Below are 12,515 nucleotides of genomic sequence, written 5' to 3' on the forward strand. Positions count from 1 at the left end.
ATGCCTTCGATATTATGAGGAGTAGAATTGGTAAGAAGGAGCACGTTATAAAAAAACGTATTACAGTATGATGGCGAGGTTTGGATGGATAGTGGTGGTTTTCAATTTCTAAGGCATGGCAAGATACCAAACATTGAGGATTTAGCTAGGGTTTATGACCAGTACTGGGATGTTAGGTATTTCCTAAATCTTGATTATCCGCCAAGCCCCACCGATGATGAGCATGATCTAGAATTAAAGCTAAGGAGGTCACTCAGTAATTATGAATACCTAATTAAGAGGTTTGATAATGTCCTGCCAGTAATTCATTATCATTGGAGAACCGACGTAATTACTAAGTATGTGATCAAGTACCTGGACTTCAACCCTAAATGCATAGCAATAGGTGGCTTAGTACCATACGTATTAATAAGTAGAGGTGTGCCCAAGGACTCACGGAGATCAGCACTGAGGTTCTTACTAAGGGTTAAGCGGGAAACTGGCATGTGCATTCACGTGCTCGGCCTTGGATCACCGGTGATAAACCCAATACTTAAGCTCATTAATATTGATAGCACCGACACGAGTACCTGGAGGGTTAAGGCGGCCTATGGCAAGGTCGTCATGCCAGGTGGTGGTGAGAGGCATGTTAGTGGTAGGTCCATAAGTTTTGGGGGTAAGAAGGCCACGAGTGACGACTTAATGAGACTATACGCATTTCTTAAGGCTACGGGCTTTCCGATGACTGATCAATTTAACGAAATCGTAACAAGCTTTGAGTATAGGGCCCTGGTTAATGCGTGGGTTGTGCTTAACAGTTTTGAATTACCGGGCAGTGGCGTGTTTAGGTCCATATATGATGAATTGGCGGGAGAGGTTTCGGAGCGGGTCATCGAAAATGCACATTAGGGATTACATTTATTAATGCGTTTCACCTCTACGTAATTACCGTGAGGAAGGTTCAGAAGAATTGCTTAACGCTTGTTGTAGATGTGTGTAATGACACGTTGGATAGGTTTAAGGGATTCATGAATACGGTCATTAGGAGGGCTGGTTTTGGTGGTGCGGTGAGGGTCCTCGTTTATAAATGTAGGGAACTCGACTTCAATAAGTATGTTAGGGAATTGAATTCTGTGGTCGCCAATAACTTCTCCGTGTCGATATTTGTTTATGAATTCGACGATATTAATTCATTAATTAATGAGCTTAATAAGAATATATTTAGTGGTTGCGATAGTTACAGTGTATTATCAACAATTGATTTACCGATAGGTAATTATGAGAAATTGAAGTAATCAGCTTAGCCCAGCACATCATTGCTCAGGCCTTGCAAGCATCATCACTCAATACTGCTACTCAATCCAGTAATAATGATCTATAGACCTATTAAGTACTGGGTCGTAGAGCTCAATCTCGAAGTAACCACTGGGCTTTATCTGACCCTTTACTGTTGGTATTGTACCTGAGAAGACAACGACATTCTTTAGGTCAGGTACAACCTCACGTATTAGGTCAACGAGCTTTTCAGGTGTGAGTAGGAACTTCATGGTGCCCTCCTGATATAGAGTCTTCTTATCATCCTCAAGTATCCAACTCCTCAGTACCAAGTCATCCCAGTGATCCTCAATCTCCCTAAGTGGCCATGCCCTCCTCGCGACAATCTTTGGGTACATGTGCTTACCAGCAAGTATGCTGCATCTCTCGGCCTCCCTATCCGTGTGGTCGCTACCGACGGTTACGTAGATCTCATCCTCATTCTTAATTAACAATACATACTCAACCTCACCACTATGCAGGTCACTTACCTTCCTGATGTAGTTGCTCGTGGTTACCAGGTACGGCTGTAGTATGTATATTTCGGGTATGTTCTTAGGCCCACTAATGCCTATCCTACTTAACTCCTCAACCTCCTTCTTGATTATGTCCGTGGTCCTCCCAGACCAGACAAAGATTACTAAGTCGCTAACGGCAATTTCGATGTCTCTCTCATTACCGTTCTTGAACTCTATAGTTACATTAAGTCTATGCATAGACGAGCTCTGGTTTATAAAGCAATTACCTTATTAAATTTTTAGTTCCATATTCTGCCTAGGTGAACGGAAATACTAATAAAATCCTAACCCAATACTGGCGAGATGATTTCTGAAATAGTCAGGGTTGGCCTTGTCTCGGAAATTAGGCTAACAATACCAAGCGCCGATGACGCACTTGATTACCTTAGACTAATGCTAAATAACTTGATAGGCTGATGGCGTCAATACCCCCAGCCCTGGCCCAGAGCGTTAAGCCTGAGATACCAATATTCGTGAAGTCCGTTAATGGCGAGGCTGAGATATCAATACACTACTCACCCCTAATGCCACTAATAAGGATCAGGACGTCCAAGGACTTAATAAGTAAGGTGAGTGGTATCAATTTCATAGGCGTTGTGCTGGACTCGGGGGGTACCGTACTAAAGATGTATAGGGGCAAGGATGAAATGAGTAGGGATAGGGAGAAGATACTCCTTGTCTTCAGGGTATTCATGAACTCCGACATTGAGTTACAGCCATTACCAAGCGTGCCCCGGGGACAGGGCAGCGTCATTATTTAATGGCTTAATGAAATCACCAGTAGAAATGCTTTTATTTAGTTAAATGCTATGGTCCTTAATGCCGTTCAGCCATACAAAGATTGTAGGGCCCACGGGGAGGTACGGCGCTAGGTATGGAATGGGTGTTAGGAGGAAGGTACTGCAGATTGAGGTTAAGCAGAGAGGTAAGCATAGGTGCCCAAGGTGCAAGTCGCTGGTTAAAATGGAGAGGATAGCCTTCGGTATTTGGAGATGCCCTAAGTGCGGTTACACCTTTGCTGGCGGTGCCTGGGTTCCACAGACAATAATGGGTAAAACACTGGCGACAGAGGCCGCGGCCAAGCAAGCTACTAAATGAGTAGCCTCATAATGGGCCTTGTAGTACTAACGTCATCTAGAGATGCCAGTATTAGGATGAGGCAATTCCTCAATGAGTTGGAGTTAGTAATTCCGAACGCGATTAAGGTGAATAGGGGTAAGTCATCAATAGTTGAGATTGCTGGTAAGGCGTTGAGCCTGGGGGCCAATAAGATACTCTATGTGGGTTCTAGGGGTGGTAACCCAGGCTTCATACGCTTTTTAAGAGTTAGGGAGGGAATTATTGAGGTGATGCCGTACTTAATAAGGATATTTGGTGTTAAATTGTTGATGGACATGCCCGTTAGCATCACTAACAAGCAAAGGGCACGTAATGGTGTTATAGTGTCCCTGGGAGAGTACGTGGAGCTCATGGACGTACTAAGCGAACAACTTGAATTACCAAGCATGAGGGTTTATGATTTTGAGAGCATTAGGGGCATGTATGATGTTATTTTCCTAATTCACAGGGTTAAGGATGCCTACGAACTACAGGTACTGAATGGTAGAGACCTGGGCCCTACGGCCCATTTATGAGGATCAGTGATGTCATATACGTGAGGCCTAGGGTGATTCGAATTGAATGAGTGCGAGTTTAAAGCCGTATTTTCCCTGGAGCATGTAGATAAGGAATTGATAGTTAAGTCATTTAAGACGCTTGAGAAGGAAATGAGGTTTGGAAGAGGGTTTGTGAGTATTGATGTACGTAATGGTGATGTGGTAATAACGGTTTGTGCCAAGGACTTAACGAGCCTGAGGAGCCTAGTTAGTGGGGTTATGAAGTCATTGTACTTAATATTCAGGGTTGAGGAGCTTGGCTAATACTGCAGGTTCCACGCATGATTATTAATGTAGTACTGCCTATAACCACATGCGGATTAATATTTATTAAGGCTTAGATCAATGGCGCCTTAATGAGTTCATTACCACCATCACTACAGTCAGACCTGGAGAAACTCCAGGCACTGCAGGATCAATTAAATAGTGTTAGGGTCAGGAAGCAGCAATTTGAGAGCGAGCTTAAGGAGGTTGAGAGGGCTATTTCTGAGATTGAGAAGATCCCGGCGGAGAGCAAGGTCTATAAGATCGTCGGCTCGTTCCTAGTCCTGGTAACTAAGGACCAGGCACTTCAGGAGCTTAAGGATAGGAGGGAGCTCCTTGAGCTTCACATAAAGACTTTATCTAGGCAGGAGAGTATGCTTATGAAGCAAATCGAGGACCTAAGGACAGATAAATGAGGCATTGGCTAAGCTCCAGGGCACTGGCGGAGTCGCGAAGGGTGGTGGTTAGGGGTAATGAGTAGTAGTGATGAGGTGCTTAATGAAATAGTTAATGTGGTTGCTGAGGAGGTTTACAAGTACTTAATGCGTAGGCTTCCTGAGAAGCTTCTTGAGGATATCGTAATTAACGTGGGATTCACGGACATTAATAATTACACCCTCGAGATCAGCGTTGATGCAATGACAAGCCCACTATTGAGTGGGCTTGATGAGATCATTAATGGCGCCATCGAGTTTGGGTTTAAAATAGCTGACTACCTAATGGATAAGTTCAGGAGAGGTGAATTGATTGGCTTATCAACTGGAGAAATTGAGAGAATTGCTGAGGAATACGCAAAAAGCCTGCGTAATAACGCATAGACATGCCGACATGGACGCATATGCATGTGGAGTCGCCACCAAGGAATTAATTAATAAACTTGGTTACAACGCGTTCCTCGTAATCCCTGAGGGTCCTTCCCGCGAGGTTAAGTCCTTCATTAATAAACTCGGCATGAATTACCAGGGATTAGACAATTGCGATGAGGCGAATCTAGCATTTTTGGTTGATGTTAGTACGTATGCTCAATTGAATGAGTTTAGGAGCGTAATTGGTGATAAGCCCGTGGTGGTTATTGACCATCATGAAGTACGTAACATAATCCCTACGGTATCTCTCGTGGACCCAAGCGCTACGAGCTGTTCTGAGATAATTACACAGGTATTTAGGGAGTTTGGGTTTGAGCCAAGTGTGGAGACCGCCATCTTGCTCATTGGCGGTATACTGAGCGATAGTGGTAGGTTGAGTAGGGCTAGGCCCGAGACCTTCGAGCATTGGCCTGGCTACTTAGGTTGGCGGGTAGGGATTATAGGGATATTATCAATGCAATGACCGAGGAGGTAACATTTTCCGAGAGAATGGCTAGGGTTAAGGGCTGCTCAGGATGAGGCTTATAGAGCCGGTGATTACATAATATGCTTAAGTAATGTAAATGCCTATGAGTCATCACTTGCCGACATGCTGATCAAGTCAGGTTGTGATGTTGCATTGGTGGTTTCAGAGCATGATGGGGAAACAAGGCTATTCGGCAGGAGTAGTAAGAGGATTGCCGAGAGAGTCTCACTTGCCGAGGTCTTTAATGACTTAGCACGATATTTCAATGGCGAGGGTGGTGGTCATGCAATGGCCGCCGCCCTGAGCATTAAGGCGAAGATTGACCCAACAACGATATTGATAAAGGCTTTGGGTAATATTGAGGAGAGACTTGGTGTTAAGGCATTAAGAATAACTGATTAGTTTTTAATTACAGCCTTAACACCCGACCGGTTACACTCTCGATCTTATTTCCATAATGATCCTACTAATTAGGGGCATGTGCATGGCAGGTCTTCGAACTAAGTGCACGCCAGCATTAATGGTTACTTCATTAACGCTTACCGCAGTAACACTAACTCCGGTATTTACATTACCTGTTGCTTGGGCATTAATCACCTGGCCCGCCCTGGTGGCATCACCATTAAATACCTGCAACATGCACCATGAAACCTCACTCACCTGTGATTGATACGTAGGTAATAAGTATTGCGTGGGGGTTATCGGAATTACTGATTTATTAAAGAAGTCGTAAGCCTGTAAATAACCTCCAAATAATAATGAACCATTGAGTAGGTATAGTCCCATTGGGTAATTCTCGGTTTCATAAACTGGTATTGAATAACCGCTCTGCGTCACGTAATTAACCTGGAGCAGGTAATAAGTACCTGGTAAACAGGTTGGGTTTATTATCGTGCCATTGGGAAGCAGGAGTATTGGCGATACGTATATCACGGGCCCAAAGGCACAAGCCTCGGTCTTTGATATACCGTATAGCCGTAATTCGTGGTCTCACCAATGGTCGCATTAGGACTAAGGGTTAAGTGAGTGATTAATGATGAATTAACGTACTCATTAAATGAGTAGCTAAGGACCTGAAGCACCTCCTGGAAGCCCGAGCTAGGCCATGAACTTGCATTAATGCCCTGCCCAACCCACATGGTGAAGAGGCTTAGACCGGGCAAACCAACCTCGTAGTACTCACCAATACCTCCAGTGACTGGGTTATAACCATAGTAATAATTCCATAGGTGATACGGCTCACCATTAAGGGCTATTAGGTAACCGCCCACCGTACTTAGACCATTTAGTACTTGCGTAAGGCTTTCATTGCCTGTTTCGAAGGCGAAGACCACGTATTCAGCGCCATTTACGTCCTCGGTTATTATCACGTACCAATTGGCGTATACAGGCTGCGGATATATTAGGTATAACGGGACTTTTAGGGTCCATGTAATACCGCCAGTATCGTTGGTCAGTGCCGTTGAGTTAAGCATTACTTCCTGCTGTATGGTGGTTTCTGATGCATTGACTATGTATAGTGTAAATTCCCTATTGGCTGTGGCGACCCAAACAGGCGTTGTATTGGTGATTAGTGAATCTTCACGGTATGTTAATGGGTACTCATTAATTATGCTACTTAGGAACTGTGCTGTTGGTCTTGAGTCTGTCAGGTTCATAGTTATTACGTATGTCCTGTAAACTACGGGTGTAGGTGCTGGGCCATAAATAGTACCTGCGTAAGTAATAAATGAGACTAATATTAATATTATCACTAGGTATATCGCAAATATTATCCACTTATTAGTCATCATCACCATTTAATATTGCGCTACAATTATATATAAGTTTCTAATCATTAAGAGTTACTGAAATTATGAAGCAGAAAGTATTTTAGGGGGTTTGTTCCTTAATAAATTGAATGAGTTTAGACTTTCAGTTAGTAAAACCGGTTGGTCAACTCAAGGAGTTGGAGAGGTACCCATTATATGAGCCATTCGCGTATGCTTCAATAGTTCAGGATGAGAAGACTGGAGACATAATGTATTATCTCGAGGAAATAACGCTTGACCCCACCGAGCAACAGGTGTATAAGGAGTTGGTGAGGATTGTCATGCTTGAACTACCACCACCTGAGGAACTGATGAAAATGGGTGATGTGAAGAATTACCTACTTAATGAACTGAAGAAGATTGTTGGTAGGTATAGAAGGCTCTTTAGGAACGTGACTCCATCATCATTTGCCAAATTCCTATACTACATGGAGAGGGACCTACTCGGTTATGGGCCATTGATGCCCTAATGAGGGATGAGAATATTGAGGATATATCATGTGACGGCGTTGGCAGACCCATTTACGTATTTCATAGGAGGTATGAGTCCATACCCACGAATATTGTCCCAATGACTGATCAAGCCCTTGATGACTTAGTCGTTAAGCTGATACATATGTCAGGTAGGCACGTATCAGTAGCAACACCGATAGTTGATGCCCAGTTACCTGATGGTTCCAGGATAGCCGTCACATACAGGAGGGAGGTTTCACCAGGGGGTTCTACATTCACGATAAGGAAGTTTAGGAAGAACCCATTAACATTCACGGAGCTGGTTAGGTTCGGCAACATTAGCGCTGAGATCGCTGGCTATTTCTGGGTTATGTTGGATAATGGTAGGTCATTCCTAGTACTTGGCGTTACCGGTGCTGGTAAGACGAGCTTCCTCAATGCCATGGCAACATTCATTAGGCCTCACATGAAGATAATAACCGTTGAGGAGGTCCCAGAGATAAACCTACCGCATAAGAACTGGGTTAGACTCGTCACTAGGCAGAGCTACGGGGCTGAGAAGATAAATGAGATTACACTATTTGACCTGGTCAAGGCGACGCTTAGGATGAGCCCGACTACCTTATTGTTGGCGAGATTAGGGGTGAGGAGGCTTACGTCCTGTTTCAGGCGGTGAATACAGGCCATAGCGGTATATCGACAATGCACGCGGAGTCCTTTGAGGCCGCCGTTAATAGCTCATGAGTCCGCCAATGAATATTCCGCCAGCCTACATACCTGCCATGAACATCTTCGTAATGATTAAGAGGGTTAAGATTGGTGGTAGGTTGACGAGGAGGGTTACTGAGGTTGGTGAGGTTTACATGGATGGCGATAAGATTAGGTTCAACACAGTATTCAGGTGGAATCCAAGGACTGATACCCATGACTCATATGTTGAGAAGAGTATTTTGGTTAGGCAGATTAGTGATATGACGGGTAAGGACGTTGATGAGATCCTTAGGGAGATAGATACGAGGGCAAAGATTGTTAGTTGGATGGTGGAGAACGGAATATTCAACTTCGAGGATGTCTCAACATACGTACAGACGTACTATACAAACCCAGATAAGATACTTAATCAGGTCTTTGGAAAGGTGAGTGAAGTTGAAAGTATTACTCAGGTTTAAAGATCTCAACTCCTTGGTTAGGTATTTAAATGAAGAATTGAATAAACTACTAATAGCTAAGAAGATACTGGATGAGGAGGTAAAAAGGGATTCCCTCGTGGACATAATCGAGATAGGAACAATGGTAATGTTAATATGAGGAGAGATAGAATGTCGGAAATAATGAAGGGAGTAATTAATGAACTTGATAAAAGGATTGAATACATCAATTTACTACTTGAGGAGTTAAAAGATGAATTTAATGATAATAATTTCACGGGTATTGTATTGCTAGAATTCAATAATGGAATACCAAGCCGAGTGCTATTATCACAGCCTCTAGCCCTGGGTGAGTGTTCATGATAGTGCTGATACCTATATTAGTGATAATAATAATGATTGGAATGATAATACTAGGCCTAATTAGGCCTCCCCTGACGGTAATACTGCCTCTACTTGGCATTTACGTAATACTAATGTTGATACCCTACATATTACCAAACCTAGTAATTAATCAATACCTTAGCATTAAATACATAATACTCCCGGTAGTGGGTTTAGCCATAGGCTATGGATTATCCATATTAATGAGTAAGTACATGAATGTTGATGTACGTTCATTACTTGGGTTAGGGCAAAACAAAAGGAGGGTTAAGAGACAAAAAAACCGTAAGCAAGCAGAAGATTGAGAAGAAGCCTGTTCAGCCTGAGGATTTGGATAAGCTCATTAATGAATCAATCAGTGCATTGAGACTTGGCATATCAACTAACGAGGCATTGGGTAGCTGGGTTGAGTATTATGATGGATGGACAGACGCCATAATAAGTATTTCCAGGAGATTTATGGATATTAAAGAGAGTACCGAAGCCATCAATAAAGAGGCATTATTCCTATCGAGGATTAAACAGTATGAAAGTAGGGCATTAACGCTTGGCTTATCCCTTAGGAGGAATCAACCTTTAAGAAGCAGAGGAGATCGAGGGCTAAAGGCAGTGAGGAGAGGTTGGTGACCTACGTTAGACCCGAGGAACTAGCCAGTGAACTAATGACCACTGCGCAATTAATGAGCAGTTATGTTGATGAATTTAACAAAATATTTGAGAGATTAATTCATGATAGTGAGATTTCTCAGTACATGGTTAACTCACGAATACTCGTTCTCTATGTGGATGGAATACCCAGGAAATTCATAACAGTTAATAAGGGTGATTAGGTACCTCCTCATTCTGCATAATAATCATTGCGGGTATTGAATCAACGAGCAAAGCAATTATTGGGCGATTCTTATCAACATTAAGCATCTCTAACCTGTCAATTACTGACTTTATGATTGCTGACCTCCTCTGCACATAACCTGCAACGTCATTAATAACATTACTTTTCGTATTAGTACCTGGTTTATAAATAATCCTTAGGGAGAATACCTCTGAGGAACCATCAATAAACCTAATGTTCTCCGAAATCTCACTTGCTAATGCAGTATTGTTTTCGGAACCAAGTACCTCATTCCAATTCTGCTTAAGCATGTACATGAATCTATATGAATTGCTTAACTCACCCTTTAACGCCTGGATTAATTCATTCAGTGATTTAAATCTCTTAATTTCAATAATCATGGTAAACCACCAACCGCCTCCTCAATCTTCCTAAACTGCTCCGGATAATTTATATCGCTTAATTTAATCGTTGTTTCAAAACTCCTCGAATTATTATTGATTGCCGAAATTGCGTCGTCAATCATCTTCATAATCTTCGCCAACTCATCGGCCGTCAAACCAACAATGCCACTTAAAATACTTGGTACCTCAGTCGTCTCCCTAATGCTGGGTAAGTATAATAGTGATGTATCCGACATGTCAGGTAATGAATAACCTATTACAACGTCTGTCGATGTATCATCAATCATGACTATATAATCATCATCTATGCCGAGCTTCTCGGCAAATTCCATGACCTGCTTAATGGACATGAGTACGTTTGTGTAATAATTAATGGCATCCCTAATCACCTCCTTATAGCCATTAGCCGTTAATACGTATATTACCTCAACATCATCAACCTTCGTTGTTGTGCTTGAATTACCCCTAACATACGTGGTCTGTGACTTACTCCTTAATTCCCTAATTAGTTTATTTATGGTCTCATTATCAGGATTATACGCGTATATCTCATTTATGATCTGCATTATCTCGTTAAGCTTATTACCAAGATCCAGGGCTATATCCCTTAACCTATCACTTCTTAGTACTATCAAGGTCAATCACCACTAGATGGTACATCGCTGAAGTACCTAACCATGGCCTTAAACCCGTGATCCTTAAGCTTACCCAACCTAGTTTCAAGGACTTCGTAAATTGCGTATTCTAACTTGAGAAAATGAATAGCCCTTAAAAACAATTCCCTATAAGCTTCCTTTGACGGTTCTTTATATAGAATTATCGATATTGAATTAGGTATATCAATGACCACCCTCTCGCTCCTATCAGGTAGATTACTCTCGTTACTAATTTTACCATAAATTTCGTATAAATTCTTAACGTATTCAGTGACCCTCCTTTTATTCTCGAGTACCCTCCTGTATAATTCCCTCAGGTCAATGCTTACGTCAAGACTGGCGCTCATGGCATTATCACCAACTTCGTCTTCTTACTTGTGTAATCTATCATAATCATTACGGACGCATTTCTATCCTTAATCCCACTTAAATACTTACTTACCTTATCAATTTCGCCAACTACGTAGTTGATATTACCATCTATTGCATTTAACTTACTTAACAGCCACATTGAGTGGGGTGTAATGTGTATATTCAGTGCGTGTGGTATAGCCTGTACCGTTATTACCTGGTGGGATGGTTGAAAACCAAGTTTCGCAAGTTTCTCCTCTATGTCGGCATTTATTTTCAGTTTCTCCCTAATTATACCATAGCGTTCCCTTAGGTTTAATAATTGTTCTTTAATTATGTTCAATTTAGTTAATGCATCCTCAACAGTATTGAATAATAGCACTAACATTCAGATTCTCATTAATTAAGCTATATTTATTCTTTACTTGTGAAATTGATGGCGCATCCCCACGCAGGCAAATATACTAGGTCTTCTCCCTAATTAACCTAGAGATCTCACTTACGGCTTTATTTAAGTCCCTAATGTCATTGTGTATGGCCATTATTTCCGCTATTATTAATGAATTATCAAGACACTTAATCAGCAGATCGGCCCAACTCTTTGAATGATATATTTGCTTAAGCTTCTTTAATTCTTCATATTGCTGCTCATCAACCTCTATCACAATTCTCTTCCTGCCATTCTTAGCCATGCAGCCAATGGACCATTAACTAATTTTAAAGTTAACCTTCTAGAACTACTTGCTTCTTTTTTTGCGATTTCGTAACGCTGATCATGAATTCTGGTATTTCGACATACTTTACATAGTATTGAATGAGGACTTTAACTACCTCTCTAAGCATTAGCATAAGTGTTGACTTCCTAATATTAAGGACCTTAGCCGCCTCCCTCCATGGCCTCGCCTGCAACACCTTACAAATCAGCGCCTCCTCATAGAACTGGGGTAGGGCAATATTATCAATGCCTCTCCTTAGGTAATAAGTCTTCACTAGCTCTGTTATTGCATCTGCCGTGTTCTCATAGGTCATCGGACCCATGAATAGCTATTAAACGCCGGGTCTGGGCTTCCGTGAGCCTGGGATTATACTCAGGGTCAAGGGCTTGACCCCAGTCAGTAAGTAACATCCTAACGACGTCAGGTTCCATGTCATGAAACGGCCCCTGCAGTGAATTAAGCAACCTCAGCCTGAACTCCCTATTTGCGTAGATGGCGGCGTCTTTAGCCTATCACTTATTGGCTTAACAAGCAATACACTATACTCACCACTTATTGGATTCCTCTCAGGGCTTATGTGGACAGGCATGTAGCCATTCTTAATCCAGAAATTCAATAATTTGGCGTTAACGCCAAAGCCAACACCAACCCAGTCAATGCCCTTTTCCCTGGCCTCCTCCTCAATCCTCCTAAGCATC

Annotated in this window: 26 protein-coding genes and 2 pseudogenes; 17 read left to right on the plus strand and 11 right to left on the minus strand. The window is 42.2% G+C overall.

The features are described from left to right. Positions 1-84 precede the first annotated feature (84 nt). A complete protein-coding gene (locus JCM16161_RS07795) occupies positions 85-888 on the plus strand; it encodes a hypothetical protein (RefSeq protein ID WP_243670672.1) in 804 nt (267 codons plus the stop codon). Positions 889-929: 41 nt separating this feature from the next. Beyond that, positions 930-1,274 carry a hypothetical protein gene (locus tag JCM16161_RS07800; RefSeq protein ID WP_054855504.1) on the plus strand — a complete coding sequence of 115 codons (345 nt, stop codon included), beginning with the start codon at positions 930-932 and terminating at the stop codon, positions 1,272-1,274. A gap of 57 nt (positions 1,275-1,331) precedes the next feature. Here JCM16161_RS07800 and JCM16161_RS07805 read toward each other — a convergent pair whose 3' ends face one another. Beyond that, positions 1,332-2,009, minus strand: a complete 678-nt coding sequence (locus JCM16161_RS07805) for a DUF2848 family protein (protein ID WP_054855505.1) — start codon at positions 2,007-2,009, stop codon at positions 1,332-1,334. 218 nt (positions 2,010-2,227) lie between these two features. Here JCM16161_RS07805 and JCM16161_RS07810 point away from each other — a divergent pair, with 218 nt between their 5' ends. The 8 genes and pseudogenes from JCM16161_RS07810 to JCM16161_RS16940 all read left to right on the plus strand — a co-directional run bounded on the left by JCM16161_RS07810 (position 2,228) and on the right by JCM16161_RS16940 (position 5,464). Continuing rightward, positions 2,228-2,572 (plus strand): hypothetical protein, encoded by a 345-nt coding sequence (locus JCM16161_RS07810; protein ID WP_243670673.1) that lies wholly within the window; start codon positions 2,228-2,230, stop codon positions 2,570-2,572. 58 nt (positions 2,573-2,630) lie between these two features. Next, positions 2,631-2,909 (plus strand): 50S ribosomal protein L37ae, encoded by a 279-nt coding sequence (locus tag JCM16161_RS07815; protein WP_054855565.1) that lies wholly within the window; start codon positions 2,631-2,633, stop codon positions 2,907-2,909. After that, a complete protein-coding gene (locus tag JCM16161_RS07820; RefSeq protein WP_243670675.1) occupies positions 2,906-3,445 on the plus strand; it encodes a ribosomal biogenesis protein in 540 nt (179 codons plus the stop codon). The genes JCM16161_RS07815 and JCM16161_RS07820 overlap by 4 nt, the downstream gene beginning before the upstream one ends. A 42-nt stretch (positions 3,446-3,487) precedes the next feature. Then, a complete protein-coding gene (locus JCM16161_RS07825; RefSeq protein ID WP_054855506.1) occupies positions 3,488-3,730 on the plus strand; it encodes a CTAG/PCC1 family protein in 243 nt (80 codons plus the stop codon). Between the two features lie 92 nt (positions 3,731-3,822). Beyond that, positions 3,823-4,198, plus strand: a pseudogene (locus JCM16161_RS07830) (prefoldin subunit beta). A gap of 5 nt (positions 4,199-4,203) precedes the next feature. Next, positions 4,204-4,548 carry a DUF3194 domain-containing protein gene (locus JCM16161_RS07835; RefSeq protein ID WP_054855507.1) on the plus strand — a complete coding sequence of 115 codons (345 nt, stop codon included), beginning with the start codon at positions 4,204-4,206 and terminating at the stop codon, positions 4,546-4,548. After that, entirely contained in the window at positions 4,508-5,059 is a 552-nt protein-coding gene (locus JCM16161_RS16935; protein ID WP_243670677.1) for a DHH family phosphoesterase, read from the plus strand. Before JCM16161_RS07835 ends, JCM16161_RS16935 begins: the two co-directional genes overlap by 41 nt. A 126-nt stretch (positions 5,060-5,185) precedes the next feature. Next, the gene (locus tag JCM16161_RS16940; protein WP_243670684.1) at positions 5,186-5,464 is read left to right on the plus strand and encodes a DHH family phosphoesterase; all 279 of its coding nucleotides are present in this window, start codon (positions 5,186-5,188) and stop codon (positions 5,462-5,464) included. A gap of 30 nt (positions 5,465-5,494) precedes the next feature. Here JCM16161_RS16940 and JCM16161_RS16945 read toward each other — a convergent pair whose 3' ends face one another. Together JCM16161_RS16945 and JCM16161_RS16950 are read right to left on the minus strand one after the other, a co-directional pair. Then, positions 5,495-5,995, minus strand: a complete 501-nt coding sequence (locus tag JCM16161_RS16945) for a hypothetical protein (RefSeq protein WP_243670686.1) — start codon at positions 5,993-5,995, stop codon at positions 5,495-5,497. Then, the gene (locus JCM16161_RS16950; RefSeq protein WP_243670695.1) at positions 5,992-6,855 is read right to left on the minus strand and encodes a hypothetical protein; all 864 of its coding nucleotides are present in this window, start codon (positions 6,853-6,855) and stop codon (positions 5,992-5,994) included. Before JCM16161_RS16950 ends, JCM16161_RS16945 begins: the two co-directional genes overlap by 4 nt. Positions 6,856-6,962: 107 nt before the next feature. Between JCM16161_RS16950 and JCM16161_RS16955 the strand changes: the two genes are divergently transcribed. The 7 genes and pseudogenes from JCM16161_RS16955 to JCM16161_RS07870 all read left to right on the plus strand — a co-directional run bounded on the left by JCM16161_RS16955 (position 6,963) and on the right by JCM16161_RS07870 (position 9,688). Continuing rightward, complete coding sequence (locus JCM16161_RS16955) at positions 6,963-7,343, plus strand: hypothetical protein (RefSeq protein WP_243670697.1); 381 nt, start codon at positions 6,963-6,965, stop codon at positions 7,341-7,343. After that, positions 7,343-8,070: pseudogene (locus JCM16161_RS16960) on the plus strand (type II/IV secretion system ATPase subunit). The gene JCM16161_RS16955 and the pseudogene JCM16161_RS16960 overlap by 1 nt, the downstream one beginning before the upstream one ends. Before the next feature lie 8 nt (positions 8,071-8,078). Next, positions 8,079-8,495, plus strand: a complete 417-nt coding sequence (locus tag JCM16161_RS16965; protein WP_243670704.1) for a hypothetical protein — start codon at positions 8,079-8,081, stop codon at positions 8,493-8,495. A gap of 135 nt (positions 8,496-8,630) precedes the next feature. Next, positions 8,631-8,837 (plus strand): hypothetical protein, encoded by a 207-nt coding sequence (locus tag JCM16161_RS07855; RefSeq protein WP_054855508.1) that lies wholly within the window; start codon positions 8,631-8,633, stop codon positions 8,835-8,837. A gap of 2 nt (positions 8,838-8,839) precedes the next feature. Continuing rightward, on the plus strand, positions 8,840-9,163 hold the full coding sequence (locus JCM16161_RS07860; protein ID WP_243670709.1) for a hypothetical protein: 324 nt from the start codon (positions 8,840-8,842) through the stop codon (positions 9,161-9,163). A gap of 25 nt (positions 9,164-9,188) precedes the next feature. Then, positions 9,189-9,485: a hypothetical protein gene (locus JCM16161_RS07865; RefSeq protein ID WP_054855510.1), complete on the plus strand. Its 297-nt coding sequence runs from the start codon at positions 9,189-9,191 to the stop codon at positions 9,483-9,485. Beyond that, positions 9,482-9,688, plus strand: coding sequence for a hypothetical protein (locus JCM16161_RS07870; RefSeq protein ID WP_054855511.1), 207 nt, complete (start codon positions 9,482-9,484; stop codon positions 9,686-9,688). Before JCM16161_RS07865 ends, JCM16161_RS07870 begins: the two co-directional genes overlap by 4 nt. On the opposite strand, the gene JCM16161_RS07875 is transcribed toward JCM16161_RS07870, so the two are convergent. The 8 genes from JCM16161_RS07875 to JCM16161_RS16980 all read right to left on the minus strand — a co-directional run bounded on the left by JCM16161_RS07875 (position 9,672) and on the right by JCM16161_RS16980 (position 12,514). After that, the gene (locus JCM16161_RS07875) at positions 9,672-10,091 is read right to left on the minus strand and encodes a hypothetical protein (RefSeq protein WP_054855512.1); all 420 of its coding nucleotides are present in this window, start codon (positions 10,089-10,091) and stop codon (positions 9,672-9,674) included. The two genes, JCM16161_RS07870 and JCM16161_RS07875, sit on opposite strands and share 17 nt — an antisense overlap. Then, the gene (locus JCM16161_RS07880) at positions 10,088-10,729 is read right to left on the minus strand and encodes a hypothetical protein (RefSeq protein ID WP_243670715.1); all 642 of its coding nucleotides are present in this window, start codon (positions 10,727-10,729) and stop codon (positions 10,088-10,090) included. The genes JCM16161_RS07875 and JCM16161_RS07880 overlap by 4 nt, the downstream gene beginning before the upstream one ends. Positions 10,730-10,731: 2 nt before the next feature. Then, positions 10,732-11,097, minus strand: a complete 366-nt coding sequence (locus JCM16161_RS07885; protein WP_243670721.1) for a hypothetical protein — start codon at positions 11,095-11,097, stop codon at positions 10,732-10,734. After that, positions 11,094-11,489: a hypothetical protein gene (locus tag JCM16161_RS07890; RefSeq protein ID WP_054855514.1), complete on the minus strand. Its 396-nt coding sequence runs from the start codon at positions 11,487-11,489 to the stop codon at positions 11,094-11,096. Before JCM16161_RS07890 ends, JCM16161_RS07885 begins: the two co-directional genes overlap by 4 nt. Before the next feature lie 76 nt (positions 11,490-11,565). Beyond that, positions 11,566-11,793 (minus strand): hypothetical protein, encoded by a 228-nt coding sequence (locus JCM16161_RS07895; RefSeq protein ID WP_054855515.1) that lies wholly within the window; start codon positions 11,791-11,793, stop codon positions 11,566-11,568. 31 nt (positions 11,794-11,824) lie between these two features. Further along, positions 11,825-12,130 carry a hypothetical protein gene (locus tag JCM16161_RS16970; RefSeq protein ID WP_243670722.1) on the minus strand — a complete coding sequence of 102 codons (306 nt, stop codon included), beginning with the start codon at positions 12,128-12,130 and terminating at the stop codon, positions 11,825-11,827. After that, positions 12,120-12,281, minus strand: a complete 162-nt coding sequence (locus tag JCM16161_RS16975) for a hypothetical protein (protein WP_243670724.1) — start codon at positions 12,279-12,281, stop codon at positions 12,120-12,122. The genes JCM16161_RS16970 and JCM16161_RS16975 overlap by 11 nt, the downstream gene beginning before the upstream one ends. A gap of 2 nt (positions 12,282-12,283) precedes the next feature. Further along, on the minus strand, positions 12,284-12,514 hold the full coding sequence (locus JCM16161_RS16980) for a GNAT family N-acetyltransferase (protein ID WP_243670730.1): 231 nt from the start codon (positions 12,512-12,514) through the stop codon (positions 12,284-12,286). Position 12,515 lies beyond the last annotated feature (1 nt).

The sequence above is a fragment of the Vulcanisaeta sp. JCM 16161 genome (assembly GCF_001316285.1).